The 25,797-nt window shown below is 61.6% G+C and carries 27 protein-coding genes; 18 read left to right on the forward strand and 9 right to left on the reverse strand.

Annotation, left to right across the window (positions count from 1 at the left end; genetic code table 11):
* The first annotated feature begins 365 nt into the window (after nucleotides 1-365).
* The gene (locus NYE40_RS09370; RefSeq protein WP_174817700.1) at nucleotides 366-1,670 is read left to right on the forward strand and encodes an ammonium transporter; all 1,305 of its coding nucleotides are present in this window, start codon (nucleotides 366-368) and stop codon (nucleotides 1,668-1,670) included.
* A gap of 9 nt (nucleotides 1,671-1,679) precedes the next feature.
* Here the strand turns inward: NYE40_RS09370 and NYE40_RS09375 are convergent, their stop codons facing one another.
* The gene (locus tag NYE40_RS09375) at nucleotides 1,680-1,922 is read right to left on the reverse strand and encodes a hypothetical protein (protein WP_244912836.1); all 243 of its coding nucleotides are present in this window, start codon (nucleotides 1,920-1,922) and stop codon (nucleotides 1,680-1,682) included.
* On the opposite strand from NYE40_RS09375, the gene NYE40_RS09380 reads away from it, so the two are divergent.
* Both NYE40_RS09380 and NYE40_RS09385 read left to right on the forward strand, forming a co-directional pair.
* Nucleotides 1,893-2,798, forward strand: coding sequence for a DUF294 nucleotidyltransferase-like domain-containing protein (locus NYE40_RS09380; RefSeq protein WP_240479039.1), 906 nt, complete (start codon nucleotides 1,893-1,895; stop codon nucleotides 2,796-2,798). The two genes, NYE40_RS09375 and NYE40_RS09380, sit on opposite strands and share 30 nt — an antisense overlap.
* Nucleotides 2,799-2,817: 19 nt before the next feature.
* Complete coding sequence (locus NYE40_RS09385) at nucleotides 2,818-3,552, forward strand: exonuclease domain-containing protein (protein WP_028599516.1); 735 nt, start codon at nucleotides 2,818-2,820, stop codon at nucleotides 3,550-3,552.
* On the opposite strand, the gene NYE40_RS09390 is transcribed toward NYE40_RS09385, so the two are convergent.
* Complete coding sequence (locus NYE40_RS09390; protein WP_043111526.1) at nucleotides 3,526-3,996, reverse strand: M67 family metallopeptidase; 471 nt, start codon at nucleotides 3,994-3,996, stop codon at nucleotides 3,526-3,528. The genes NYE40_RS09385 and NYE40_RS09390 overlap by 27 nt on opposite strands.
* Before the next feature lie 109 nt (nucleotides 3,997-4,105).
* Between NYE40_RS09390 and NYE40_RS09395 the strand changes: the two genes are divergently transcribed.
* Nucleotides 4,106-4,672 (forward strand): TlpA disulfide reductase family protein, encoded by a 567-nt coding sequence (locus tag NYE40_RS09395; protein WP_339279826.1) that lies wholly within the window; start codon nucleotides 4,106-4,108, stop codon nucleotides 4,670-4,672.
* A gap of 282 nt (nucleotides 4,673-4,954) precedes the next feature.
* Here NYE40_RS09395 and cimA read toward each other — a convergent pair whose 3' ends face one another.
* Nucleotides 4,955-6,574, reverse strand: a complete 1,620-nt coding sequence (gene cimA / locus NYE40_RS09400; RefSeq protein WP_339279827.1) for a citramalate synthase — start codon at nucleotides 6,572-6,574, stop codon at nucleotides 4,955-4,957.
* Nucleotides 6,575-6,767: 193 nt separating this feature from the next.
* Here cimA and NYE40_RS09405 point away from each other — a divergent pair, with 193 nt between their 5' ends.
* The 3 genes from NYE40_RS09405 (at nucleotide 6,768) to NYE40_RS09415 (ending at nucleotide 9,983) form a co-directional block, all read left to right on the forward strand.
* On the forward strand, nucleotides 6,768-8,051 hold the full coding sequence (locus NYE40_RS09405) for a DNA polymerase IV (RefSeq protein WP_339279828.1): 1,284 nt from the start codon (nucleotides 6,768-6,770) through the stop codon (nucleotides 8,049-8,051).
* Between the two features lie 86 nt (nucleotides 8,052-8,137).
* Nucleotides 8,138-8,374, forward strand: a complete 237-nt coding sequence (locus NYE40_RS09410) for a ferredoxin (protein WP_028599520.1) — start codon at nucleotides 8,138-8,140, stop codon at nucleotides 8,372-8,374.
* Between the two features lie 133 nt (nucleotides 8,375-8,507).
* Nucleotides 8,508-9,983, forward strand: a complete 1,476-nt coding sequence (locus NYE40_RS09415) for a L,D-transpeptidase (RefSeq protein WP_180968487.1) — start codon at nucleotides 8,508-8,510, stop codon at nucleotides 9,981-9,983.
* A gap of 17 nt (nucleotides 9,984-10,000) precedes the next feature.
* Here NYE40_RS09415 and NYE40_RS09420 read toward each other — a convergent pair whose 3' ends face one another.
* On the reverse strand, nucleotides 10,001-10,141 hold the full coding sequence (locus NYE40_RS09420) for a hypothetical protein (protein ID WP_153783321.1): 141 nt from the start codon (nucleotides 10,139-10,141) through the stop codon (nucleotides 10,001-10,003).
* Between the two features lie 206 nt (nucleotides 10,142-10,347).
* On the opposite strand from NYE40_RS09420, the gene NYE40_RS09425 reads away from it, so the two are divergent.
* The 5 genes from NYE40_RS09425 (at nucleotide 10,348) to NYE40_RS09445 (ending at nucleotide 13,914) form a co-directional block, all read left to right on the forward strand.
* Complete coding sequence (locus NYE40_RS09425) at nucleotides 10,348-11,445, forward strand: quinone-dependent dihydroorotate dehydrogenase (protein WP_028599521.1); 1,098 nt, start codon at nucleotides 10,348-10,350, stop codon at nucleotides 11,443-11,445.
* A gap of 18 nt (nucleotides 11,446-11,463) precedes the next feature.
* On the forward strand, nucleotides 11,464-12,282 hold the full coding sequence (locus tag NYE40_RS09430) for a GTP pyrophosphokinase family protein (protein ID WP_028599522.1): 819 nt from the start codon (nucleotides 11,464-11,466) through the stop codon (nucleotides 12,280-12,282).
* Between the two features lie 99 nt (nucleotides 12,283-12,381).
* Entirely contained in the window at nucleotides 12,382-13,182 is an 801-nt protein-coding gene (locus NYE40_RS09435; RefSeq protein ID WP_028599523.1) for a pseudouridine synthase, read from the forward strand.
* Nucleotides 13,183-13,472: 290 nt separating this feature from the next.
* A complete protein-coding gene (locus NYE40_RS09440; RefSeq protein ID WP_153783323.1) occupies nucleotides 13,473-13,613 on the forward strand; it encodes a hypothetical protein in 141 nt (46 codons plus the stop codon).
* Nucleotides 13,576-13,914: a CD3324 family protein gene (locus NYE40_RS09445; RefSeq protein WP_101808937.1), complete on the forward strand. Its 339-nt coding sequence runs from the start codon at nucleotides 13,576-13,578 to the stop codon at nucleotides 13,912-13,914. The genes NYE40_RS09440 and NYE40_RS09445 overlap by 38 nt, the downstream gene beginning before the upstream one ends.
* A 111-nt stretch (nucleotides 13,915-14,025) precedes the next feature.
* On the opposite strand, the gene NYE40_RS09450 is transcribed toward NYE40_RS09445, so the two are convergent.
* Together NYE40_RS09450 and NYE40_RS09455 are read right to left on the reverse strand one after the other, a co-directional pair.
* On the reverse strand, nucleotides 14,026-14,124 hold the full coding sequence (locus tag NYE40_RS09450; RefSeq protein ID WP_127464540.1) for a YjcZ family sporulation protein: 99 nt from the start codon (nucleotides 14,122-14,124) through the stop codon (nucleotides 14,026-14,028).
* Between the two features lie 130 nt (nucleotides 14,125-14,254).
* Nucleotides 14,255-15,940: a DEAD/DEAH box helicase gene (locus NYE40_RS09455; protein ID WP_339279829.1), complete on the reverse strand. Its 1,686-nt coding sequence runs from the start codon at nucleotides 15,938-15,940 to the stop codon at nucleotides 14,255-14,257.
* A 222-nt stretch (nucleotides 15,941-16,162) separates the two neighbouring features.
* Between NYE40_RS09455 and NYE40_RS09460 the strand changes: the two genes are divergently transcribed.
* The 6 genes from NYE40_RS09460 (at nucleotide 16,163) to NYE40_RS09485 (ending at nucleotide 22,003) form a co-directional block, all read left to right on the forward strand.
* Nucleotides 16,163-16,372, forward strand: coding sequence for a YwbE family protein (locus NYE40_RS09460; protein ID WP_028599525.1), 210 nt, complete (start codon nucleotides 16,163-16,165; stop codon nucleotides 16,370-16,372).
* A gap of 7 nt (nucleotides 16,373-16,379) precedes the next feature.
* A complete protein-coding gene (locus tag NYE40_RS09465; protein ID WP_028599526.1) occupies nucleotides 16,380-16,691 on the forward strand; it encodes a hypothetical protein in 312 nt (103 codons plus the stop codon).
* Nucleotides 16,692-16,843: 152 nt separating this feature from the next.
* Nucleotides 16,844-17,449, forward strand: coding sequence for a nitroreductase family protein (locus NYE40_RS09470; RefSeq protein WP_028599527.1), 606 nt, complete (start codon nucleotides 16,844-16,846; stop codon nucleotides 17,447-17,449).
* Between the two features lie 176 nt (nucleotides 17,450-17,625).
* Complete coding sequence (locus NYE40_RS09475; RefSeq protein WP_052333384.1) at nucleotides 17,626-18,642, forward strand: alpha/beta hydrolase; 1,017 nt, start codon at nucleotides 17,626-17,628, stop codon at nucleotides 18,640-18,642.
* Nucleotides 18,630-20,240 carry a helix-turn-helix domain-containing protein gene (locus NYE40_RS09480; RefSeq protein ID WP_028599528.1) on the forward strand — a complete coding sequence of 537 codons (1,611 nt, stop codon included), beginning with the start codon at nucleotides 18,630-18,632 and terminating at the stop codon, nucleotides 20,238-20,240. The genes NYE40_RS09475 and NYE40_RS09480 overlap by 13 nt, the downstream gene beginning before the upstream one ends.
* Nucleotides 20,241-20,263: 23 nt before the next feature.
* Complete coding sequence (locus tag NYE40_RS09485) at nucleotides 20,264-22,003, forward strand: sensor histidine kinase (RefSeq protein WP_028599529.1); 1,740 nt, start codon at nucleotides 20,264-20,266, stop codon at nucleotides 22,001-22,003.
* Nucleotides 22,004-22,054: 51 nt separating this feature from the next.
* On the opposite strand, the gene NYE40_RS09490 is transcribed toward NYE40_RS09485, so the two are convergent.
* The 3 genes from NYE40_RS09490 to NYE40_RS09500 form a co-directional block, all read right to left on the reverse strand.
* Entirely contained in the window at nucleotides 22,055-22,945 is an 891-nt protein-coding gene (locus NYE40_RS09490) for a carbohydrate ABC transporter permease (protein ID WP_101808939.1), read from the reverse strand.
* A 12-nt stretch (nucleotides 22,946-22,957) separates the two neighbouring features.
* Nucleotides 22,958-23,848, reverse strand: coding sequence for an ABC transporter permease subunit (locus NYE40_RS09495; RefSeq protein ID WP_028599530.1), 891 nt, complete (start codon nucleotides 23,846-23,848; stop codon nucleotides 22,958-22,960).
* 76 nt (nucleotides 23,849-23,924) lie between these two features.
* Nucleotides 23,925-25,580: an extracellular solute-binding protein gene (locus NYE40_RS09500; RefSeq protein WP_028599531.1), complete on the reverse strand. Its 1,656-nt coding sequence runs from the start codon at nucleotides 25,578-25,580 to the stop codon at nucleotides 23,925-23,927.
* Nucleotides 25,581-25,797: the final 217 nt, after the last annotated feature.

Here is a 25,797-nt window from a genome sequence, read left to right on the forward strand (position 1 = left end):
GCCGGTCCAGCGAGGGAGAAAAGCGGGATTGTCGAGAAAGCTTACATGAAGGCTGGATGCATCGCATGACTTCTGACGGATCGGTTTTTCATCCTGGTTTCGCGGCAAAACCGAAGGATAGCCTGGGAGGATCGTCCGTTCTCGCTGAATGTGGGGGGAAAACTTAACATTCGTTACGATATGAAAGGGGAACGTTTGATATTCTTTTCGTTTCTGAAAAATAGGTTATTGTCAAAGCAGGTACTTCTGACTATAATGGCATTAAGTCTTTCATCACACGTTAGAGAACATTACATTAGGGAGTGGTCGTAGTGGTCAAAAAGATGCTGATTTCCATGAGCGCATTGCTGGTGCTTTTCCCGGCGATGGCGTTCGCAGAGGATCCTTCGGGAGCGACGCTCAACATGGGTCTAAATGCCCTGTGGGTCATGCTGGCGGCGATTCTGGTCCTGCTCATGCAAGGAGGATTCATCCTGCTGGAGACGGGCTCGACCCGCATGAAGAACGCCGGGCACGTCGCCGGCAAGACGATCTTCACGGTCGGCCTTTGCTCGCTGGTCTACTGGGCGCTCGGCTACGGCATCGCCTTCGGAGGCTCCGGCAACGACTTCTTCGGATGGGGAGACTTCTTCTTCGATCCGGCCAAGACGTCGGTCGACAACGGCCTTCCTACTACGGTCTTCTTCCTGTTCCAGCTCGCTTTCGCGGCGGTATCGCTGTCGATCGCATGGGGCGGCTTCGCGGAACGCGCCAAGCTGTCCGTATACTTGATCTTCACGATTCTGTTCACGGCTCTCATCTATCCGGTCGTCGCGCACTGGATCTGGGGCGGCGGCTTCCTTGCCCAAGACGGCGCGCAAGACTTCGCAGGCTCTACCGTCGTCCACTTGACCGGCGCCCTCGCCGCTCTGGCCGGCACGATCCTGCTCAAGCCGCGCATCGGCAAGTTCAACAAAGACGGCTCCGCCAATGAGATCCTCGGCCACAACCAAGTGTTCACGGCGCTGTCGGTCCTCATCCTGTGGGTAGGCTGGTTCGGCTTCAACGCCGGCTCCACGGTCGCGATCGGCGACGGCTTCTTCGGCTTCGTCGCCTTCAACACCCAGCTGGGCGCAGCCGGCGGCGCAGTCGCGGCGCTCCTCATCTCCTGGGCGGTGCTGGGCAAGGCGGACATCGGCACGACGCTGAACGGCGCGCTCGCCGGCCTCGTCGCCATCACAGCCTCCTGCGCCTTCGTCGATCCATGGGCGGCAGTCGTCATCGGCCTCGTCGCCGGCATCCTCGTCTTCTACAGCGTCCGCTTCTTCGAAAAAATGAAAATCGACGATCCGATCTTCGCCCTCTCCGTGCACGGCGCGGCCGGCATCTGGGGCACGCTCGCCAACGGCATCTTCGCCACGGAAGAGCTCGCCACCAAAGTCGGCGTCGGCCAAGGCGGTCTGATCGATACCGGCAGCTGGCATCAGCTGTGGGTCCAGTTCGAGAGCGTCGTCATCTGCGGCGTGTTCGTCCTCGCCGCGAGCTTCATCCTGCTCGGCATCATGAAGGCCATCATGGGCCTGCGCGTCACGGAGGAGCAGGAGATCGCCGGCCTCGACCTGAGCGAGCACGGCAACTACGGCTATCCGGAGCAGCTCAAAAAACCTTCCGGCCAGAATATCCAAGCGTAGCGAAATCTGCTACACTTCATCCAGAGCTTGGATCAGGCCAGAGGGGAGAGACGCCGCATGACAGACCCGGGTTGGCATCAGCTGCTTCACGGAATCGCCCGCGCGGAAGATTCCGCCAGCCTGCATCGCCTTCGCGAGCTTGTCCACGACCGGATGGTCGCCCGGCTGCCTCAGCAACAGACAGAACAATTCTATGCCGAGCTGAATGACGCGCACGACGCTATGATTCGTCGCGCCATTCAGCTCGCTCAAAGCGAATTGGCGCGGCTCGGGATGGGAACTCCCCCCGCGCCTTTTGCCTATTTGTTGTTCGGGAGCGGCGGGCGCAGGGAACAGACATTGCTCAGCGATCAGGACAGCGGCATCGTTTATGGCGATTCGCCGGATGGCGAAGGCCGAGAAGAAAGCCGCCGCTATTTTGCCGCCCTGTCGGACCAGGTCGTCCAGCTGCTGCTCGGGGCGGGCTATCCGCTCTGCGAGGGCAATGTGCTGAGCAGCAATTCGGAGTGGTGCCGCCCGCTTTCGAGCTGGCAGGAGCGGCTCGGGCGCTGGTTCGACGAGCCGGCGTGGGAGCCGGTGCGCTATTTGCTGATCGTGGCGGACAGCCGCTGCGTGTTCGGCGCTCCGGAGCTCCACGAGGAGCTCATGGCCTACTTTTATCGAGACGTCATCCAACAGCCCGTCATCGTGAAGCGAATGTTGGAAAATACGATGAAGCACAAGGTGCTGCTCAATGTGTTCGGCCAGCTCCTGCGGGAGCCGTACGGCGAAGACGCGGGCAGCCTCGACATCAAATACGGCGCCTACATCCCGATGGTCAATGCCATCCGCCTGCTGGCGATCGAGGCCAACCTGCGCGAGACGGGCACGCTGGAGAGAATCCGCGCGCTCGAGGAGCAGGGGCTCGTGCAGCGCTCTGAGGCGGCGGAGTGGATTCAGACGTTCCGCCTGTTCCTGCGGCTGCGGATGATGACGACCGAGCGCATCGAGAACGGCCGGTTCACGACCAACGGCAAGCTGAGCTCGCGCAAGCTGACGAAGGAGATGGCGGAGGAGCTGAAAAGCGGCCTCAAGGTCGGCAAGAAGCTGCAGCGGCGGGTGTACCGGCATACGATGAACAGGCTCTGACGGATGGAAAGGAGTCAACATGAAGGAAAGCAAAGGCGTCAGCCGAATGTGGCAGCTGTACAAGATGGGAGGCGTCACGCCGGCCCTCGCGTCCATGCTGGGAGCGCAGAACGCGCAGCAGATGGCCTTTATGCGCTCGGTCAACCGCGACCTGCGCAAGCAGTCTCTGCTCGATACGCCATTCGACGATCTGGAGACCGTCGTATTCGACTTGGAGACGACGGGCTTCTATCCGTACAACGGAGACGAGATCATCAGCTTCGGCGCGGTGCTGCTCAAGGGAGGGGAGCCGGTCGAGGGCAAGACGTTCTACAGCCTCGTCAACCCGAAGCGCAAAGTTCCCCTCCATATCACGGAGCTGACCGGCATTACGAGCGCAATGGGCGAGGACGCGCCGGAACTGGCCGACGTGCTGCATGATTTCATGGACTTCTGCGGGAAGCGCCTGCTCATCGCGCATGGGAGCGGGCATGACAAGCAGTTCCTGAACGCCGCCTTGTGGAGGACGTACAAATGCAATCTGACCCATCGCGTGCTCGACACGATGATGGTCGCCAAGTGGCTGCAGCCTGGACGGGAATCATACGGCCTCGACGAGCTGCTGGCCGAGGAGCGCATCCCGATCACGCGCCGCCACCACGCGCTGGAGGACTGCTTCATGCAGTCGCGGCTATGGCGGACGTACCTCGGGAGGATCCGCTCGCGCAACATCCATACGCTCGGCGACCTATACGCTTATTTGAGCCAGCACTGAGCGCCGGAGGCCTTCCGGTCCGGAGGCATAAGCGGCGATTTCCGGTTCGGCGGCGTTTTCCAGCGATACGATCCACATGCCAGGCCCTTCGGCGAGTCCGAAGGGCTCTTCGGCGCGCGGGGAGCCGGTCCAAAGCGCCGCGCGGCGGTCTTCTTCCGACGGGGCGGCAGGTCCTCGAGGATGGGAGTGATAAACGGCGATCAGGCGGAGGCCGGAGCGGACGAGGCGGTAATGCGCTTCGATCCATTCGGCGGGATCGAGCCGGTAGTGGCGCAGCGGATCGGGATGGCAGTTGCGGAGCGGCAAGATGCAGGTGACGATGCCGCAAGGGTCGTCGGCCGAAGCTGCGGCTAGGCCGCATGCCTCCTGCGGCGCTGCCTGGCGGCAGCGGGCGACGAGCTGGCCGAACGCCGAGGCGGAGAGCAGGTAATCGGCATTTTTCATAGCGGGCGCTCCTTTGGGGGATCATGGAAGGGACGGCCTTGAGTCGGCCTCCTCATTCATGATACCATGTCGATGACAGGAAGACGGCAGTAGCGAAGGAAGGTAGAGCATGAAAAAGGGAATGACCGTGCTGTTTCTGCTGGCCGCGGTGCTGGCCGGCGGTTGGATCTGGATGGACCGGGCGGACATGCCGCTCGGCGCAGGATTGTTCTCGGGCGGCCAAGACGCCAAGCCCAAGGAAGGCTACGATGCGCCCGCGTTCTCTCTCCCCGGGCTGGACGATAAGACCTATGCGGTCGGAGGCGCTCGCGAGAAGCCGGTGTTGGTCAATTTCTGGGCCTCCTGGTGCGGCCCATGCGACGCCGAAGCGCCGGATTTACAGGAGCTGTTCGAGAAGTACGGCGACCGGATCGATTTTTACGGAGTCAACTCGACGGACTACGACCGCGAGCGCGACGCGCGCGCCTTCGTCGACGAGAAGAAGCTGACGTTCCCGATTCCGATGGACCGGGACGGTGTGGCTACGAAGGCGTACAAGGTCAGCAACTTCCCGACCTCGCTGCTGATCGGAACGGACGGCAAGGTGAGGGAGCGCATTACCGGCGTCATCACGAAAAAGCAGTGGGAGCAGAAGCTGGACGATCTGCTCGCGCAGCCGCGGCAGCCCGGCGCCTGAAGCCGGACGGGCAGCCGGGACGGACGGGTGAATCGGACTGCCGAATGGGACAGCCGGATTGGGCAGCCGGATTGGACAGCCGGGACGGACAGCCGAATCGGACAGCCGAATGGGGACAGCCGGAACGGACAGCCGAATCGGACAGCCGGATCGGACCGTGGCGAGGCGAGACGCTCCCGCTCGGCGGCGCGGCGATGCGATCGTATGGCCCTCCGGGGCTCACAAGCCCGGGCACAAAAAAGGCAGCTCCCCTCGTTGGGAGCTGCCTTTTGGCATATCGAATCAATGATTGACGACGCCGGTCCGCATGCGCAGCACATCGTCGCCGGAGCCGCTCTCCAGGCGCGCCATGCCGAGCAAGGCATAGCGGATGCTGTCGAGCAGAGCCTCCCAGCTCGCCTCGATGACGTTGCCGGATACGCCGACCGTATTCCAGCTACTGGACAGGTCGCTGGACTCGATGAGCACGCGCACCTTGGCCGCCGTCGCGTCCTTCTCGTCGAGCACGCGCACCTTGTAGTCGGCGAGATGGATGTCGTTGATGCGCGGATAGAACGGCAGCAGCGCCTTGCGCAAGGCGTTGTCGAGCGCGTTGACGGGGCCGTTGCCCTCGGCGGCGGTATAGACGGACTCCTGGCCGACCCGCAGCTTGACGATCGCTTCGGTGACCATGCCGTGCGAGGTCTTTTCGAGGAGGATCTTGAACGACTCGACGGCGAACACCTCGTCCAGGCCGCCGAAGGCGTCGCGCAGCAGCAGCTCGAGGCTGGCGTCGGCCGCCTCGAACTGGTAGCCCTGATGCTCGAGGTCCTTGATCCGCTCCATGATCGCGCGCGTATTGTCGTTGTTGCTCGTCACGTCGAGGCCCATCTCCTGCGCCTTGGAGATGACGTTGCTCTGGCCGGCAAGCTCGGAGACGAGGATCCGCTGCTTGTTGCCGACGAGATCCGGCTCGATATGCTCGTACGTCTTGGAATCCTTGAGGATGGCCGAGACGTGGATGCCGCCCTTGTGGGCAAAGGCGGCGTTGCCGACGTACGGCTGGCCGACCGGCATGCTGACGTTGGCGATCTCGCTGATGTAGCGGGCCGTAGGCGTCAGCAGCCGCAGCCGCTCGCGGCCGATGGCCGAATAGCCGAGCTTGAGCTCGAGGCTCGGCAGGATCGAGCACAGGTTGGCGTTGCCGCAGCGCTCGCCGTAGCCGTTGATCGTGCCCTGCACCTGGGTCGCGCCGGCGGCGACGGCCGCGAGCGTGTTGGCGACGGCCAGCTCGCAGTCGTTATGCGTATGGATGCCGAGCGGGGCGTCGATCTCGGAGCGGACGCGGCTCACGATATCGGAGATCTCGCCGGGCATCGTGCCGCCGTTGGTGTCGCACATGACGAGCCAGTCGGCGCCGGCCTCGCGCGCGCGCCGCAGGACGGCGAGGGCATAGTCGGGATTGTGCTTGAAGCCGTCGAAAAAATGCTCCGCGTCAAAGATCGCCTCGAGGCCGCGCTGCTTGAGGAAGGCGATGGAGTCGAAGATCATGGACAGGTTCTCCTCCAGCGTCGTGCCGAGCGCCGTGTGCACGTGGAAGTCCCAGGACTTGCCGACGAGCGTGGCCGCCTGCACGCCGGACTCCGCGATCCGCAGCAGGCTCGCGTCCTGCTCGGCGACGCTGTGCTTGCGCCTCGTGCTGCCGAAGGCGGTGATCTTGGCGTTCAGGCCTAGCTTCTGCACGCGCTGGAAAAACTCGATGTCCTTGCTGTTGCTGCCCGGGTTGCCGCCTTCGATATAATGGACCCCAAGCTCATCCAGCTTGAGGGCGATCTTGAGCTTGTCGTCGGCGGAGAGGCTGATGCCCTCGCCTTGGGTGCCGTCCCGTAAGGTCGTGTCGAAGATGGAGATGGCTTGGCTCATAGACGAACGAATCCCCCTTTGATGTGTTGCCGCATTCATGCGCAGAAGTATTGGGTGAAAGATTACTTTATTATAACACCGCGGCTGCGCAGGATAGAAGAGAAAGTGCAATTTTTCCTCGCGGTTGACCCTCGGGAGGGGCGGGGGTATGCTTCTAGTACAAGGACGAGGCTGCGGAAAAGGAGGCGCTCTCATGGAGAAGCGGGAAGAGGGCCGGGAGGCGCGGAAGGGACGGGTCGTCCTGCATCTGGACATGAACGCCTTCTACTGCTCGGTCCACGAGGCCGAGGAGCCGGAAAAATACGCCGGCAAGCCGACGGCGGTAGCGGGCAGCGTGGAGCTGCGCAAAGGCATCATCGTCACCTGCTCGTATCCGGCTCGCGCCAAAGGCGTACGCACCGGCATGACCGTCCGCCAGGGACTGCAGCTCTATCCCGAGCTGATTCTGATCCGGCCTGACTTCGACCTGTACCGGCGCTATTCCCAAGGCTTCCGGCAGATCGCCGCCTCCTATACGCCGATCATGGAGACGGTGTCGATCGACGAATGCTACCTGGACATCACCGGCTCGTCGCTGTTCGGGTCCCCGCTCGAGATCGCGGAGACGATCCAGCGCCGCATCCGGCTCGAGTGGTCGCTGCCGTGCTCGGTCGGCATCGGCCCGAACAAGCTGCTCGCCAAGATGGCCTCGGACATGAAGAAGCCGTCGGGCCTGACGGTGCTGCGCATCCGCGACGTGCCGCGGCTGCTCTGGGACAAGCCGTGCGACCAGCTTTTCGGCATCGGGCGCAAGACGGCCGACAAGCTGCGCAAGCTGAACATCCGCACGATCGGCCAGCTCGCGGCGGCGGACGAGACGCTGCTGCTGTCGCAGTTCGGCGTGTACGGGCCGCATATGAAGGAGGCCGCGAACGGCATCGACCGCTCGCCTGTGCGCGAGACGAAGGAAGCGAGCAAGTCGGTCGGCCATACGACGACGCTGCCCGCCAACGTCTCCGCCCGGCCGGAGATCCACCGCGTCCTGCTCAATCTCGCCGACCAGACAGCGCGCCGCATGCGCCGCAAGGGCTTCGTCGCCGGCTGCGTGCAGATTACGGTGCGGCTGCCGGACATGACGACCTATACGCGCTCCCGCACGCTGGACAAGCCGCTCGAGGACGCGGCGAGCATCCATCGCGAAGCCTGCCGCCTGTTCGACGAGCATTGGCCGCGGCCGGAGCCGGTGCGGCTGCTCGGCATTACGCTCCAGAGCCTGCAGCCCAAGGACAGCGCGGCGGTGCAGCTCGATCTGTTCGAATACGAGCAGGAGCCTCGGCGGGAGGCGCTGACCAAGGCGATGGACGCGCTGCGCGACAAGTTCGGAGAGAGCGCCGTGCTGACGGCGGGCATGCTCGGAGAGGATCCGTCGGCGCTCATCCGCAACCGCAAGCTGCGCGGCACCTCCTTGCAAATCGATGAGGATTTTGTTATAAATTGATGTGTACAGACAGGCTGATAACGGGTAAGAATACTCTTATCCGATTATAAGGGCCACAGGCTTCATTTATTGGAGGAGGGAACACCATGGGCAAATATACATGGGTCGATAAAGACACCTGCATCGCATGCGGAGCATGCGGCGCGACGGCCCCTGATATTTACGATTACGATGACGAGGGTCTCGCCGAGACGATCTACGAAGGCGACGGCAACACGGGAACGAAGATCATTCCGGACGATCTGTTCGACGATCTGCAGGACGCGTGCGACGGCTGTCCGACCGACTCCATCAAGATCGCCGACGAACCGTTCAACCTGTAAATCATCGCTCTCATGCCGCCTGCCCGGATACCCGGGCAGGCTTTTTCGCGGTTCGGGACCGCGGCCTCATGGAGACGGCGCGTCGAATTGCCGATAGTACCTCTTGAAGGGCGCACGGAAGGAGCGGATGCGGGTGGACGACAAGGAACGAGGCGGAAGCGGAGGCGGGCCGCAGGAAGGGGAGACCGCCGCGCGGCAGCGGCTGGAGGAGCTCAAGCGCTATCTGGCCTCCAATCCATCGAACCGGATGGCTTGGTTTTTGCTGGGCAAGACCTACGCCTCGCTGGGCAAGGAAGGAAAGGCCAATTACTGCTATCTGCGATCGGGTCCGATCTACGAGGCGTATGAGAACGAGCCTCATCCGTTCGAAAATTTGGCCGCCGAGGACTGGCTGGACCGCTGGAACGAGCCGCGGCGCGGGGGCGTCGCCAGAACGGCGCTGCGCGCAGCCATCCTGATCGCGGCCGGCCTGGCGCTGCTTCCGGCGGCGTCCTGGGCGCCGGGAACGGCGCTGCCGGCGACGGTCGACAAGCCCGGCGGACAGCCGGCTGCCGTCTCCAAGCCGGCGCAGCGCGACGGGGAGGGGAGCGGCATCGGTATCGTATGGGTCGACGGACGGAGCTTTCCGGAGGGCGCGGCTGCCGCCGTCGACGCCTTGTCGCGAGCCGGTGGAGAGGATCGGGCGGTCGCGGCGACGCTGCCGGAGGCGGGCTCGCATTATCGCTGGCGATCGGAAGCGGCGGGAGCGGCGCTGGCCAGCCGCGCGTCTGGCGGGGACTACCTCGTGCGGGAGCCGGCCGGCCGGGAAGAATGCGGCTGCGAGAGCGGACTGTCGGCGGAAGCCGACGAAGCCGTCCGCTCCGAGAAGGCGCTGCAGGAGCAGCGCTGGTCCGTCGTGAGCGGCATCCGGAGCTTCGAGCGGCGATACGGCAAATGGCCGGCCCGCCTGGAGGACCTGCTGCGTCCTTACCCGGACAATATCCTCGCCGGCCGCGCAGACGGCATGGAGGAGCGGTTCGACGGCTGGCTGAAGGAAGCGAAGCAGCCGGCCGAGCCCGCTGCCGCCGGAGCGGCCGGAGGGGCGCCTGGCGGGGCGGCGGCCGGACAGGCGACGGGCGGAGCTTCGGCCGGCCGCGGGCGTCTGGCTGCGGCGATGGCAGAAAGCTTCCGCATCGTCGTCGATACGAAGGCCCGCCGGCTCGCCGTCTTCAGCGGCCCTGTCGCGGTGCGCGTCTATGCGGCCGGGCTTGGGGGCGAGCGGACGCCGCTCGGCCGCTTCGAGATCAGCGAGAAGGTCCGCAATCCGAATGGAAGCTCGACCGGCAGCTTCGGCAGCCGCGGCATGACGCTGTCCGACACGCGCTATGCGATCCACGGAACCGACGAGCCGGACTCGATCGGCAAGGACGAGTCCCTCGGCTGCGTGCGGCTCGGGCGGGACGATGTGGAGGAGCTGTACGACCTGGTGCCGATCGGCACTCCGGTCACGATTCAGGAGGGCGGCTTGGAGCGGCTGCAGCCGGAATCCGGACAGCCGAAAAAGAGCCGCTACCGGGTCGAACCCGCGGCTCTCGAGGAGAATCCGGGCAAGCGGTACGACTGGCTGTAAGCCCGTCGTCCGAGCGCTTAGGAATATACGATCAGCAGCACGATCATCGCGACCGCGACGACGCCGAATACAGCCGAAAAGACCGCGATCGCCTTGCGGTTCGGCTGCTCCTTTTGAACCTGCTTCATCGCCGGAGGCTTCCGTTTTGCAGCGCTCATCGTGTTCATCCCCTTTCCGATCAGCCGGCACCGCCGTCTGTCTTCCTATTGTAATCGCTTGCGCGCCGGACGGGCAATAGCCCCTGTCCGAGATAGCGGAAGTTGCCGGCTGCAAGCGCTCGCTTTCGCAGCCGCTCTTTCCTTTTGAGGCGGAACGCGATAAACTGAAGGGCAGAGCATTTTCTGTAGGAACGGGAGTGAAGGGGTTGCTGTATCAATCTTTTCTGAAGCCGGTGTTCTTCCGCATGGACCCGGAAAAAGCCCATCATCTGGTCATCGACGGGCTGCATCAAGCATCGCGCGTGCCGGGCATGGCCGCGATGCTGGAGAGCTTGTACGGCGTGCCTGATCAGCCCGAGCTGCGCATGGAGCTGTTCGGCCTGGACTTCCGCCATCCGGTCGGCCTCGCCGCCGGACTGGACAAGAACGCGAAGTCCGTCGCCGGATTTTCCAGCATCGGATTCGGCTTCATGGAGGTAGGCACGGTGACGCCGCTCGCCCAGCCGGGCAACGAGCTGCCGAGGCTGTTCCGGCTCCCCTCCGACGAGGCGCTGATCAACCGGATGGGCTTCAACAACGACGGGGCGGACGCGATGGCCGGACGGCTCGCGGCGCTGGGGCGGCGCACGGTGCCCGTCTGGGTCAATATCGGCAAGAACAAGACGACGCCGAACGAGCTTGCCCACGAAGACTACATAACCTGCATCCGCAAGCTGCATGAGCATGCCGACCTGTTCGTCGTCAACATCAGCTCGCCCAATACGCCGGATCTGCGCGCGCTGCAGCACGGCGACGAGCTGCGCACGCTGCTCGCGGCGGTCACGTCGGAGATCGCCTCCCAGGCGTCCCGATCCGGCTCGCGGCCGAAGCCGGTGCTCGTCAAGATCGCCCCGGACATGACCGGCGACCAGCTCGCGCTGACGGCGGAGACGATCGCGGCGAGCGGCGTCAGCGGCATCATCGCCACCAATACGACGCTGAGCCGCGACGGGCTCGGCCATGCGAGCCGGAGCGAGGCCGGCGGCCTCAGCGGCAAGCCGCTGCGGGAGCGCTCGACGGAGGTCGTCTCCGAGCTCTACCGGATGACCGGCGGCAGGCTGCCGATCGTCGGCTCGGGGGGCATCTTCACGGCGGAGGATGCGTACGCCAAGATCAAGGCCGGAGCGTCGCTCGTGGAGATCTACACCTCCATGATCTATCGCGGTCCTGGCATCGTTAAGGACATCGCGGCTGGACTCGGCGCGCTGCTGCGCCGGGACGGCTATCGCTCGATCAAGGAGGCTATCGGCGCCGATCATCAATGACAGACAGGAGGCGGACGGATGGACGGCCGGGATTGGAATCTTTTTTTGCAGCCTTATGAACAGGCAGTCGAGGAAATGAAGGTCAAATTCAAAACGCTCCGTTCGGAATTGAAAGCCCGGGAGTCCTACGCTCCCATCGAATTCGTCACCGGCAGGGTGAAGAAGATCTCCAGCATCCTCGACAAGGCGCGCAGGCTGAACGTGCCGATGGAGCAGCTGGAGACCGGCATCGAGGACATCGCCGGCATCCGCATCATGTGCCAGTTCGTCGACGACATCACGCGGGTCGCCGCGATCGTCCGCTCGAGGCAGGATCTGAAGCTCGTCTACGAGAAGGACTACGTGACGAACTACAAGGACAGCGGCTACCGCAGCTATCATATGATCGTGGAATATCCCGTGCAGACGGCGCTCGGATTCAAGAAGGTGCTGGCGGAGATCCAGATCCGCACGCTGGCGATGAATTTCTGGGCGACGATCGAGCACTCGCTCAATTACAAGTTCAAGGAGAGCCTGCCCGATGACGTGAAGCTGCGCCTGCGCAAGGCGGCGGAGGCGGCGTTCAACCTCGACAACGAGATGTCGAGCATCCGCAGCGAGATTCTTGATGCGCAGATCGGCTTCGAGGAAGGCTCGAATATCGTCAACAAGGTGCTGAGCGACATCCAGGACCTGTATTTCTACCGCAAGGTGCGGGAGGCGGTCCAGTTCCAGCTCAAGTTCAACGAGCTGTGGGAGCAGGGCGACACGTTCGGCCTCAAGCAGCTGTCGGGCGAGATCCAGTCGTCGCTGCACAAGGCGCGCAAAAGCCCGCCGCAGGCCGACGAGCTCGAATAAGCCGCGCCGATCGCGCGGCCTGCAAGAAAAAGATCGCTGGCGGAGCCGCACGAGGCTCCGCTTTCTTTTGGCGGGAAACGAGAAGAAGGAGGGAGCGCCATGAGCCGAAGAATCAGGCTGGACAAGCTGCTGTCGAGCATGGGGCATGGATCGCGGGCTGAGATCAAGCGGATCGTCAAGGCCGGCCGGGTCGCCGTCGACGGACGGACCGAGAAGGACAGCGGCAGGGTCCTCGATCCGGAGCAGGAGAAGGTGGAGCTGGACGGGCAGGCGGTCCTGTTCCGCGACAAGATCTATCTGATGCTGCACAAGCCGCCAGGCGTCATCTCGGCGACGGAGGACGGGCGCGAGCGCACGGTGATCGACCTGCTCGCGCCGGAGGATCGGGTGCTGGAGCCGTTCCCGGTCGGCCGTCTGGACAAGGATACGGTCGGGCTGCTGCTGCTTACGAACGACGGCCAGCTCGCTCATGAGCTGCTCGCCCCGCGCAAGCATGTGCCCAAGACGTACGAGGCGCTCGTGCGGTCGGCCGAGCCGGTCGGAGAGCGCGAGGCGGAGCTGTTTCGCAGCGGGATCGAGCTGGACGACGGCTATGTGACGATGCCGGCCGAGCTGGAGACGCTCGGCTGCAAGGAAGCGGGCGCGGACGATCCCGGAGAGGAGACGGACGGCGGCGCGCTGTCGTCCGTCCGGCTGACGATCCGCGAGGGCAAGTTCCATCAGGTGAAGCGCATGTTCCAGGCCGCGGGGGGCCGGGTCGTCCATCTCAAGCGGGTCTCGATGGGACCGCTCGTCCTCGACGATCGGCTGCCGATCGGGACGTACCGGGAGCTGACCGAGGCGGAGCTCGCCTCGCTGCAGCCGGACGCGTTGAAGGCGTATCGGGAGAACCTGCGGTAAAAAACAGCTATAGCCAAGTTGTTTCTTGCCGAAGCCTGGCAAGGTATGGCTTAATATAGATGTCGGGCCGACACATCCTCTACTGGAAGGAGGCTGATAGAAATGGATCAGGCATACGAGGTGGTCTCCGCCTAACGGCGGAGACCCGTGCCAGAAGGGAGGCCGATGGCCTCCCTTCGTTTTTTTTTTCGGTCCAGCAGGAAATCTGTCGTTCGCAAACGAATACAATTGGAATGGCGATATCGCCACCCCCCATCGCAGGGGCAAATTTCGAAAGGAGGAAGCACAAAATGAACAATCAAATCGTTCGTGTTGCTGCAAACGCAAAAGGCATTGTTGCCGAAAGCCGCCGTCTGGTCGTAAAGGGTCATGCAATCGAGGAGGTAGGAAACCTTGAACTACAAAAATGGAAAAGACGTGCTTCCCCCTAGCCTGCTGAAAGAGCTGCAGAAATACATCAACGGGGAATTGATCTACATCCCGAAGCAGCAGGAGCGCCGCGCCGCATGGGGCGAGCTGAGCGGATCGCGCAAGCTCATCCAGCGCCGCAACGAAGACATCTACCGCTGCTATCTGAAGGGATTGTCGCTGGCTGATCTGGAGCAGAAGTTCCACCTCTCCATCGAAAGTCTGCGTAAGATCGTCGTCAAAATGCGCGCTGCAGGCGTCCGCCTGGAGACAGCCGCCGGAGCGCCTGTCATCCGCCATGAAGGCAGCGGCGTCCACTCCTGATGCGCCCGCCGGCACGGCGGCTCGCGGAGCAGCGCACCGAACCGAACTCAAGCTTAACCGCAAAGAACCCGCCTTTCCGGAGAAAGGCGGGTTCTTTGCGTCTATGCGAGCCTACAGCAGGAAAACTTGGGAAACGATAACGAGCAGAATGAACAGCACGAGGATCGTGGCTGTGCTGGTGTAGCCTCCACCAAAGCCTGCGACGGACATGTGATTCCCTCCTCTGGCCAAGCGGCAGCCTTCGAGCTGCTTTGTACTCCAGTCTATGCCCGCCCGCCTGATTGGTCCGGGGCAAGCGCCCGGATATCCGGAAAATAGGCTTGGCACAGAGGAAGGGCCGTTACCGTCCGCGTCGTCCCTGACCGCCGCCAGAGCGGCTTCCCGGAGACGGCTTGCCGCTGCGTCCGCCCGGCTTGGCGCCCGGACGAGGCGAGGCGGAGCGTCCGCCGCCGGAAGCGGGCTTGGAGGCGCGGGAGAAGCCAGCGGAGCGCGAGCCGCCGGGAGCGGGCTTGCCGCTGCGCGCGCCGCCAGCCGAGCGGGCGGAGGATCCGCGTCCTGCGGCAGCGGAGGCGCCGCGGGCGCTGCCGCCGCTGCGTGCGCCGCCGCGCGGCTCGTCGCTCCAGCTCGCGACGCGAGCTTCCGGCCTGGCGCCGGCAGCGCCGCCGCGTGCGGAGGCGCTGCGCGCCGGGCCGCGAGCCTCGTCGCGGCGGTCGGAGCCGCCGGAGCGAGCGGAGCCGCCCGGGCGGGAGGAGCTGCCGCGGCCGAATCCGGCCGCGCCGCCTTTGCGGCCAGCGCCGGCAGGACGGGAGCCGCCGGAACGCGCGCCGCCGCGGGACGAGGCCTCGCCCGTCCGCCGCGGGCGGGCTTCCGCAGGCTCGTCCTGTGCTGCAGCCGCGCCTTGGCCGACGCCGTATTTGGAGCCGGGCACATGCTTCAGCTTGGCGCGGATCTTCTGCTCGATCGTCTCGAGGCTCGTGCGGTCGCGCGGCGTCGCGAACGTGATCGCGATGCCGGACTCGCCGGCGCGGCCGGTGCGGCCGATGCGGTGGATATACGTATCGCCGTCGGACGGAGCGTCATAGTTGAACACATGCGTGACGCCCTCGACGTCGAGGCCGCGCGCGGCGACGTCGGTCGCGACGAGCACCTGCAGCTTGGCGTTGCGGAACCGCTTCATGACCGTCTCGCGCTTGGCCTGCGTCAGATCGCCGTGCAGCTCGTCCGCCGGGACGCCGGCTTCCTGCAGCGCTTCGGTCAGCTTCTTGGCGCGCAGCTTGGTGCGGCAGAAGACGACGGCCAGGTAAGGGTTCTCCGCGTCGAGCAGAGCCAGCAGCAGCGGCTGCTTGTTCCGGTCCGTCGTGTCGACGACCCGCTGCTCGATCGCGTCGAGCGTGACGGCCGCGCTGCGGATGCGGATGTCTTCCGGGTCGTCCATGTAGCGGGCGGCGAGCTGCTTGACCGGACCCGGCATCGTGGCCGAGAACAGCATCGTCTGGCGCTTGAGCGAGCATTGGTCGATGATCGCCTGAACCTCTTGCAGGAAGCCCATATGCAGCATCTGATCGGCCTCGTCCAGCACGAGCATGCGGATCGAGCTCAGCGTCACGGTCTCGCGGCGCAGATGGTCGAGCAGGCGGCCGGGCGTCGCGATGACGACATGAGGCGGATTTTTCAGCTTGCGGATCTGCGACTCGACGTCCTGGCCGCCATAGGCGGCAAGCACGGATACGCCGAGCGCGGGCGCGAGCTTGGCCAGCTCGCCGCTGATCTGGATCGCCAGCTCGCGCGTCGGCGTCAGGATGAGCGCTTGGGTATAGCTTTTATTGGAATGGATGCCCTCCAGGATCGGAAGCGCGAACGCCAGCGTCTTGCCGGTGCCCGTCTGCGCCTGCACGATGGCGTCCTTGCCCTTGAGAAGCACGGGAATGGCCGTCTCCTGGACCGGAGTCGGATCCAGGATGCCCTCCTGGTGAAGAAGGCCGACAAGCTCCTCCCGGATGCCGAGGGCGTTAAAAGGGGATGACATAAGTTGAGATTCCTCATTTCTGGATAAGTGCAGCGCGGCAGAAGAACCGGCGTCTGCTTATTCCTTCAGTATAACACGCCGCCGCGGCGGGATGCACATGGCAAAAGAGCCGAACGGACGGATTTTGCCAAGCGGAGGACGTCTGTGATACTCTTTGTCGCATGAGACCCGACCGGAAGGCGGGGAACCGACTAGGCAAGGACAAGGGAGAGAAGAAGGCATATGGCCATTCAAAAACGAATCGACATCCGCGCGGGACTGACCGTCGACATCGTGCTCAAGCAGGATCAGCGATCCGGCAAGCTGACGCGCGGCATCGTCAAGGACATCCTCACGAACTCGCCGACGCATCCGCACGGCATCAAGGTCCGGCTGCAGGACGGACAGGTCGGCCGCGTCAAGGCCATCGTGGCCTACACCGGGGAGCTGTAGCGGGCGGATGGCCTTCGGCATCGGCAGAGGAGAGCTGCTCGCCTGGAAGCAGGCGGTCGCCCGCGGCGACATCGCGCTGCTGACGCATTTCTGGATGGACGAGCGCTTCCCGGGCATGACCAGCGTCACCAAGGTCGGCTGCAGCGACCTCGGCAAGCTGGAGCGGTGGTGCCGGAGCCATGGCTTCGAGCCGCGCTACATCCACCGCCGCAGCGAATACCCGCATCTGGACCTGTTCGGCGTCCATCAGGAGCGGATCTTGACGGAAATGGGCTTGACGGAGCAGCTGAGCCGGTTCAAAATCGGCCGCTCGGGGTAAACTTGTGCAGTCGCCGACCTCGTCCGGACCGGCCTCGGAATCGGACTTGCGGGCGAGCGAAACTTGACGATTGCCTTGATTTCCCTTTTAAGTTACAATAGAAAAGTAGGTAACTTAATTCGTGGATAATTCAACTCAATGGAGGGATTCCGATGTCTTCGCAAGCATTCCTGGACGCCATCAAAAACCGCCGTTCCCTGTACGCCATCAGCAAAGAGAAAGTCGTGCCGGTCGACAAGGTGCAGTCGATCATCGAGGAAGCCGTCAAGCATACGCCGTCGGCGTTCAACTCGCAGAGCGCACGCGTCGTCGTCCTGTTCGACGAGCAATCGGACAAGCTCTGGGACTTCACGCTCGAGACGCTGCGCGTCGTGACGGGCGGCGGCGAGGGCTTCAGCTCCACCGAGGAGAAGATGGCCGCGTTCAAGGCCGGCTACGGCACGGTGCTGTTCTTCGAGGACGAGCATGTCGTGCGCAGCCTGCAGGAGCAGTTCGTCGCTTATCAGGACAACTTCCCGAAATGGAGCGCTCATTCCAACGGCATGCTGCAGCTCGTCATCTGGACGGCGCTGGAGGCGGAAGGCCTCGGCGCGACGCTGCAGCACTACAACCCGCTCATCGACGAGCAGGTGCAAAAGGAGTTCAACGTGCCGGAGAGCTGGAAGCTGATCGCCCAGATGCCGTTCGGCAAGCCGGTCGCTCCGGCCGGCGAAAAGCAGTTCTCGCCGATCGAGGAGCGCGTCAAAGTATTCAAATAAGCAGCCGATCGACCCCGGCCAGCCGCGCTCATGAGCGCGGCTGGCCTTTTTGCGCAGCTCGTATCATCCGCGCCGTCCGATTGGTATAATACGGACATAGTAGCCGGAAGCGTGTCCGGCGCGATCATCGAGAACGACGACAAGCCAGAAACTCAGGAAAGAGGACTGAACCGGACATGACGCAAGGTTTCATCTGGATTGCCGCCGCTGCCGGCGCGCTCGCCGCGCTGCTGATCGCGGCCAGCATTTATTTCTACCGCATGGCGATCCATCGTTCGCCGAAGACGTATCTGGAGGGCGACCCCGATCTGCCGCAGCTGCCGGAGCCGAAGGCCGGGGAAGGCAGCGCCGCCGACCATCAGGCATGGCTGCGCGGGCGCGCGCCGGAGGAGGCCGAGCTGCTCTCGCCGGACGGCCTGAAGCTGCGCGCTTACTGGCTGCCGGCGCCGGGCGGAAGCGCGCGGACGGCGATTCTCGCGCATGGCTATTCCGGCGAGGCCAAGCAGATGGCGGGCTTCGCCCGCTTTTACGCCGAGCAGCTCGGCTGGAACGTGCTGCTGCCGGACGCGCGCGGACATGGCCGCAGCGGCGGCGGCTACATCGGTTTCGGCTGGCCGGAGCGCAAGGATTACCTGGGATGGATCGACTGGGCGCTCGCCCGCACCGGCAGCGACGCGGAGATCGTGCTGCACGGCATCTCGATGGGCGGAGCGACCGTCTGCATGACGGCGGGCGAGGCGCTGCCGCCGCAGGTGAAGGCAATCGTCGCCGACTGCCCGTACACGTCGGTCAAGGACGAGCTGACGTTCCAGCTGAAGCGCATGTACAAGCTGCCGCCGTTCCCGTTCCTGCCGCTGACGAGCGCGCTGACCAAGCTGCTGGCGGGCTACTCGTTCGGCGAGGCGTCGGCGCTGAAGCAGGTTCGGCAGGCCAAGGTCCCGATGCTGTTCATCCATGGGGGAGCCGACACGTTCGTTCCGACCTGGATGGGCGTCAAGCTGCACGAGGCCTGCCCGCAGCCCAAGGAGCTGCTCGTCGTGCCGGGCGCAGAGCATGGCGCGGCGCGGCAAAAAGCGCCGGTGCAGTACGACGCGGCGGTGCGGGCGTTTCTGGAGCGGTGGCTCGCTCCGGATCCGCTTTCGTCGATTACGGCCATGGAGCCCGTCAGAGGTGACTTGTTATGTACAACCTGATGATCGTCGATGACGAGCTGCTGATGCGGATCGGCATCCGGAACATGATCCAGTGGGAAGAGCACGGCTTTCGCATCGTCGGCGAAGCCGCCAACGGCAAGGAGGGGCTGGAGGTCGCCTTGGCGGCCTCGCCGGATCTGATCATCACCGACATCAAAATGCCGGTCATGGACGGTCTTCAATTCATCCGGGAAGTATTGAAGCAGCGAAAGAAATGCCAGTTCATCGTGCTCAGCAATCTCGATGAGCTTCAATACGTCAAGGAAGCGCTCAAGCTGCATGTGGCCGATTATTTGATCAAAAGCGAGCTTACCTCTGCCGCGCTCATGGAGCTGCTCGCCTCCATCCGCGAGCAGCTTCAGCTTGAATCCGGACAACCGGCGAGCGCCGACCATCCGTACGACGGCTCCAGCAGCATCAGCCATAGGAAGGCCGAGTTTTTCAAGGATCTCATCAGCGGCTTCATGACCGAAAGCGAAGCCGATGCGCGGGCGGCGGACCTGCACATTCGCGTCAAGCCGGCGGATCTGATCGCGCTGACGTTGAAAGTGAATCATTTCGAAGCGATCAAAAGGAAATACGTCGAGAAAGACGAAAAGCTGCTCCGATTTTCAATCTTGAACATTCTAGAGGAAATCATCCCGTCCAAATGGGAAAAAGAAATCGTCGTCCTGAGCTCCTCGGAATATTTGATCGTCGTCAACAAGCTGGAGGGAAGCTCGTCGGCACGTCCGGACATCGAAAAGCTGTGCGCGAAAATAATCGCTTCTCTGAAGGATTTCACCAACCTCAGCGTGTCGGTCGGGGCGAGCGCGCCGGCGAGCGGCTTCAGCTCCGTCAAATCGGCGTACAAGCAGGCGGAACAAGCGCTCGGCGCTCGCTTTTTCGCCTCTGGACCGGCGACCTTCTTTTATGACGACAAGGCGGAGGAGCCGCCGCGCAAAGCAGCGAACCCCAAAATCAGCTCGGAGGAAGAGCAGCTGTTCTTCGCCATGCTGAGCTCCGCGGACAAGGAGCAGGCCGGTCGGTTTTTTGCCGGCCTCCGCTCGAAGCTGGATCAGCAGCGGCTCGACGAGAGCAGCATCCGGCTGTTCTACATCCTGCTGCTGGAGAAGATGAATGCCTATTTGTCGCTGGCCGGCAAAAGACCGTTGAGCTCCTTCAACGGGCTGTCGCCTTATGAAAACGTTCTAAAAGGGGACAGCTGGGAAGACGTCCATCACGGACTGCTGGACTATGTGTCCTGCTGCTTCGACCAGGAGGGCCGCGTTGTCGAGGAAAGCACGTATACGGGGATGGCTGTCGACCTGATCCATACCTATTTCGCGGAAGCGATCTCCCTTCAAAGCGTAGCCAGCCAAATCAATGTCAGCCCTTCCTATTTGAGCCGGATCTTCAAGCAGGAAAAAGGGGTCAATTTCGTCTCCTACCTGACCGAGGTGCGCTTGGAGAAGGCGAAAATCTATTTGCGGAGCGGAAAGCTGAAGGTATACGCCGTCGCCGAGATGGTAGGCTACCCGAACTACACGTATTTCAGCAAAATATTCAAAAAGCATGTCGGCGTCACGCCGGAGGAATATCGGGAACAAATCCATTGAATTCGAGCCGATAGAGGTGCAGCATGCGGAGAAGCCGGCCTGTCTCGATCAAAACGAAAATCATCCTGATCTGCATGGTCGTCATCGTCTTGCCGATCACCGTCATGACGATCAGCTCCTACCGCTCCTCCGAGCGGCTGCTGGAGCGGAATTATAAGCGGATCATGGAGGACTTGGGCTATCAGACGAGCATTCGCATCGACGACTTCTTGAAAAAGATCGAAAAAATATCGCTGCTGGCCAGCACCGGGCTCAGCGGCAGCCAGTCTGCGACCGGAGTCGGAAGCGATCCGGTGCAGGATTTTTTGCGAGAGGGCGGCGAGCCGAACACGACGCTCGCTTACAACAATCTGATGACCTACATCATGATGGAGGATCGCGTTTTTTCGATCTACCTGTACAACTTGAACGGCGGGCCGGATCTGATCGTAAGCCCGAACAGCCCGGTCCATGAGGCGTACAACGTGGAGACCGAGCTGTGGTACAAAAAATTCATGCATGACAAGGAGCGGACGATCACGCTGACGACTCGCGTCGACGAGCAGATCGAAACGAAGCCGCTGGCCGTCTCCCATGCCCGGAAAATATACGATTCGTCATCGGGAGCGCTTCTTGGAGTCATCGTCGTAAGCATCGACATTAAATTCGTGGAAAATGTGAACCGCAATCTGCAAGATACGTTTCGTTCCAACTATATGATCGTGGACAGCGAGGACAAAATCGTCTACAGCCGGAACGAGTCGCTGATCGGCACCTTGTTCCGGGCGAACGTCCGTCCCGACGAAAAGAGAAATATCGTCGTGACCAATCGGCTGGGCCAAAAAGATTGGATGACGTATTTGTACATGCCGAAGGGCGAGCTGACGAATGAAGGAAGGCTGCTGGGGCGCAATCTGCTCCTGCTGGCGGGTCTCATGGTGCTGTTCGCGGCCATCGTGTCGAGCTTTCTTTCCTCCGTCATTGCCCGGCCGATGAAAAAGCTGATGAACAACATCGTGCTCGTGGAGAAGGGGCATTTCGAACGGGTGCAGCAGATCAACGCGCGGGACGAGTTCGGGCAGCTCTCCCAGCGGTTCAACAAGATGGCCGATGAGCTGAAAAGGCTCGTCGGAAAAATCCAGCAGGATGAGATCGAAAAAGCGAAGACGGAAATCCGGGCGCTTCACTCTCAGATCAATCCCCATTTTTTGTACAATACGCTCGGCTCGTTGAAATGGATCGCGGCGATGCAGCAGTCCGACAAGATCGTCGACATGACCGAAGCGCTGATCTCCATGCTCCGGTATGCCTCGCGGCTCGAAAGCCCGCTCGTGACGATCCGCGAGGAGCTCGACAATGTGGACAATTACATTACGATTCAAAACGTGCGCTATTATGATTCCATCCAGATCCGCCGGGAAATCGAAGAGCCTCTGCTGGATTACCGGATTCCGAAAATGATCCTGCAGCCGATCATTGAAAATGCGATCTTTCACGGCTTCGCGGAATTGGAGGAGGAAGGCTGCATCACCATCCGCATCTACTCGATCCAGGCCGATGTCGCCATCGAGATTCACGACAACGGAGCGGGGATGGAGGAGGAGACGGTGCGGTGCTTGCTGGAGAGCTGGAGAACCGGGACGGAGGCCGAAGCGCGGGGGATCGGGCTGTTCAACGTGCAGCGCCGCATCAAGCTTCATTTCGGCGAGCGTTACGGCATCGGAGTGGCAAGCAGCCCCGGGGAAGGGACGACGTTTACGTTCCTGCTTCCCGGTATTTCCTGAACGATCAAAAAACGGCGCTTCCTATGCGGAAGCGCCGTTTTTGCCCAGCGGTCAGCCTTTTACGCTGCCGAGAACGAGGCCTTTCGTGAAGTATTTCTGCAGGAAAGGGTAGACGAGCAAAATCGGAATGGCGCCCAGGAACATCTGGGCAGCGCGGCCTGTCCTGGCATTCATCATCGACAGCAGCTTCGTGTAATCGGAGCCCGACTTGAGCATAAGCTGCTCGAAGCTCATCAATAACGTCTGCAAATAGCTCTGCAAAGGATAGTTGGCCGGGTTTTTCATATAGATGATGCCGTCGAACCATGAATTCCAATGGCCGACGATGCTGAACAGGCCGACCGTGGCCAGCGCGGGCTTCAGCAAGGGGAGCAGGACTCGGATCAAGATCTGCATCGGACTCGCCCCGTCGATGATGGCGGACTCTTCGATCTCTTCCGGCAAGCCGCGGATGAAGTTCATGAGGATGATCATGCTGAATACGGGGAGCGCCCCGGGCAGGATCAACGACCAGATCGAATCGATCAAGCCGGTTTTGACGACGATGAGGTAGGTGGGAATCAAGCCTCCGTTGAACAGCATCGTGACGATGAAGAAGGTCATGTACCAGTTGCGGCCCGCAAGCTTGCCCGATGACTTGGATAGCGGATAAGCCGTCAAGACGATGAGCAGGAGGTTGACGATCGTCCCCAGGACGACCCTTTGCACGGATACCCATAAAGAAGTGAGGAACTTTCCGCCGGTCATCGCGAACTCGTACGCTTTGGTCGTGAAGTCCACCGGCCAGAACACGACGTCTCCTGCCGACACGGCGGCGCTGCCGCTGAACGATACGGCCAGCAGGTTGACGAACGGCAAGATGCAAAGCAGCGATGTGGCGATCAAGATGACATAGTTGGCGGCTACAAACAAATATCTCCCGACGCTTCGGTCCTGAATCATCCGGATCCCCCCTTAGAAGATTCTATAGTTGGCGACTTTATAGGCAAGCACATAGGATACGCCGACGAGGATACAGGAAATGACCGACTTGAACAATCCGACTGCCGTGCTGATTGAATATTGGGCCTGCTGGATGCCGAGGCGGTAGACATACGTATCGATGATGTCGCCCGTCTGGTACACGACCGGCGAGTACAGATTGTAGATCTGATCAAAGCCGGCGTTCAGCACGTTTCCGAGCGACAGCACGGACATCAGCACGATCGTCGGCATAAGCAGCGGCAGCGTAATATAAATCGTCTGCTTCCAGCGTTTTGCGCCGTCGATGACGGCAGCCTCGTACAAGCCGGGATCGATGCCCGACAACGCCGCCAAATAAACGACCGTCCCAAAGCCGAAGCCTTTCCATATATCGCTCACGATCATCGTCCAGGGGAAGAGGGACGGATTGCCGAGGAAATTGACGGCGGGAATTCCGAGCAAGCTCAGAAAATGGTTGATGATGCCGTCGGAGCTGAGGATGTCGAGCAGGATGCCGGCCATGATGACCCACGACAGGAAGTTCGGAATATAAACGAGCGTCTGGAACGTCCGTTTGACGAGTCCGTGCGCCACCTCGTTCAGCAGCAGGGCGAAAACGACGGGGACGACGATGCCGCCGATGATTTTGAAGGCCGACATATAGAGCGTGTTCCATATCGTTCGGACGAAGTTAGGCTGCTGGAAGACATGATTGAAGTTGTCCCAACCGACCCACGGAGATTGGAAGCCGAGTCCGGGATTATACTTTTGAAACGCAATGACCAGGCCGTAAAAAGGAATGTAGCTGAAAATGAAGACGAGGATGAGGCTCGGAAGCAGCATGAGATGCAGCGCGCGCTGCTGCTTTAATTTCGTCAGCATGGATGGTCGCCTCGTTTCTTGACTTGGATAGGTGGAAAAGGGGCTGCGGAAATCCGCATCCCCTCTACAGAAAGAGTCACTTGTTTCCGTAAGCTTCGTTTACGGCCTGAGTAGCCGCATCTCCGCCTGCAGTCTTCCAATTTTGCACGACCGTATCGAAATAATCGATGCTTTCGGAGCCCATGATGATTTTGGTGAAGCCTTCCGTCAAAATATCATCGAGAGTCGTTCCGTACGCTGCAAGCGCCTCTGGAGTCGCTCCCCACAGCTCGGTCTTGATATAGTTGCCGCTGTCATAGATTTTTTTGGCCAGGCTGAACGCCGACTTCGGCGCTCCTTGCTGCAGGTAGTCGCCCACGGCGCTAGGAGTCGCATTCTCTTTGAATTCAATGCTGTTTTTATATTTCTGCCACATGCCCGAGGAGGTGAGGCCGCTGGAGTCGCCGGATTCCAGCGCTGCCGAAACGGCTTCGTACTGCTCGTAGTCGGAGGTCGGATTGAGCACCCGGAAGGCGCCTACGACATGCGCCATATCGTTGTCGAGCAGGCCGGACAGCGTTTCCTTCGACTCTTTTTCCAATCCTTCATCGACGATGTAGGCGTAATCGTTGAGCAGCTTGACGGCCGCTTCAGGATGCTTGAACGACTTTTTGGCGACGATATAGCTGCCGTTGGCAAAGGAGATGGATTGCTTCGCTTCCTCGCCGTTCGCCGTGCGCAGCAGGTAAGGATAGAAGATGGCTTCCTTGCCCAGATTCGTAATCGTATCGACGCCGGGATTGTAGCCCCACCATTGATAGTACGGCTGCAGGCCTACTTTGCCGGCGACGACGTCCGCGTTCATCGCGCTGAAGTCCTTGATGGCGAACTCCGGATCGATGATGCCTTGCTTGTACCATTCCGCCCATGCCTGGAGCGCGTCCTTCATTTCCGGCTGGATGGAGCCGTACACGATGGAGCCGCTGCTGTCCTTGATCCACATGTCGGGATGGGCGTTCCAGCTGACGGCAAGCACATTGAGGTAATCCAGCGTCTGGTCGACGGCCATGCCGTAGCCGCCGTGCTTTTCCATGAAGGCAAGCGCGATGTTCTTGATGTCTTCCGGGCTTTGCGGATCTTTAAGTCCCAGCTCTTCTTTCCAATCGTTGCGGATCCAGATGTAGTCGGATTGATCGATCAATCCCCAGTGCAGCTGCGGGATGCCGTACAGCTTGCCGTCCTTCATCCCCGATTCATAGCTGTCTGTATCCGCTTTCATGTAATCCTTCAAGCGGCTGGAAGCGTACTTGTCGAACACCTCCGTCAAGTCCATGATCATGTCGGCTTCAATGAGCTGCTGCAGCTGGGAGGCGTTGACCTTGAACACGTCGGGAAGGTCGTTGGAGGTGATCGCCAGGTTCAGCTTGGTGTCGTATTCATCGCTTACCCAATCCGTCACGACTTTGATGTTGTATTTTTCTTGGTAGCGCCGGATCCATACATTGTTGGTAATGTCGTCGCCCTGCGGATATTTGGCCGAAGGATATTCCGAAGTGACCGTATGGATCGTCACCGGCTCCTTGTAGGCGCTGAAGGCAGGGTCGGAAGGATTTGCTTCCAGAGCGTCCGCGGCCTCATTGCCGGTCGAAGCGCTGCCGGCGCCGTTGCTTGCGCTCGGAGCGTTGCTGCAAGCCGTCGGCAAAGCCAGCATCATGCAAAGAGACAACAACAGAGCGATTTTCTTCTTTGACATTCAATTTCCCCCCATACTGGTCTGACGGAACAATCCGCCAGTTCATTGTAAATCGGGGGAGAACGCAAGCCTATGAAGATAATTGTCCAATCGCATTTCCTTTTTTGCGGTATTTGGCTGGGGGTGAAGGCCGGGGAGGAAAAATTTGTCGACGGATGTTGCTTTTTTTGTCGGCTCGTCCGAGCCAACCGGGGGCAAGCAGGCTGCGGGTTGCGGG

The organism is Paenibacillus sp. FSL W8-1187, assembly GCF_037965485.1.
GTDB classification, from domain to species: Bacteria; Bacillota; Bacilli; order Paenibacillales; family Paenibacillaceae; genus Paenibacillus_O; species Paenibacillus_O pasadenensis.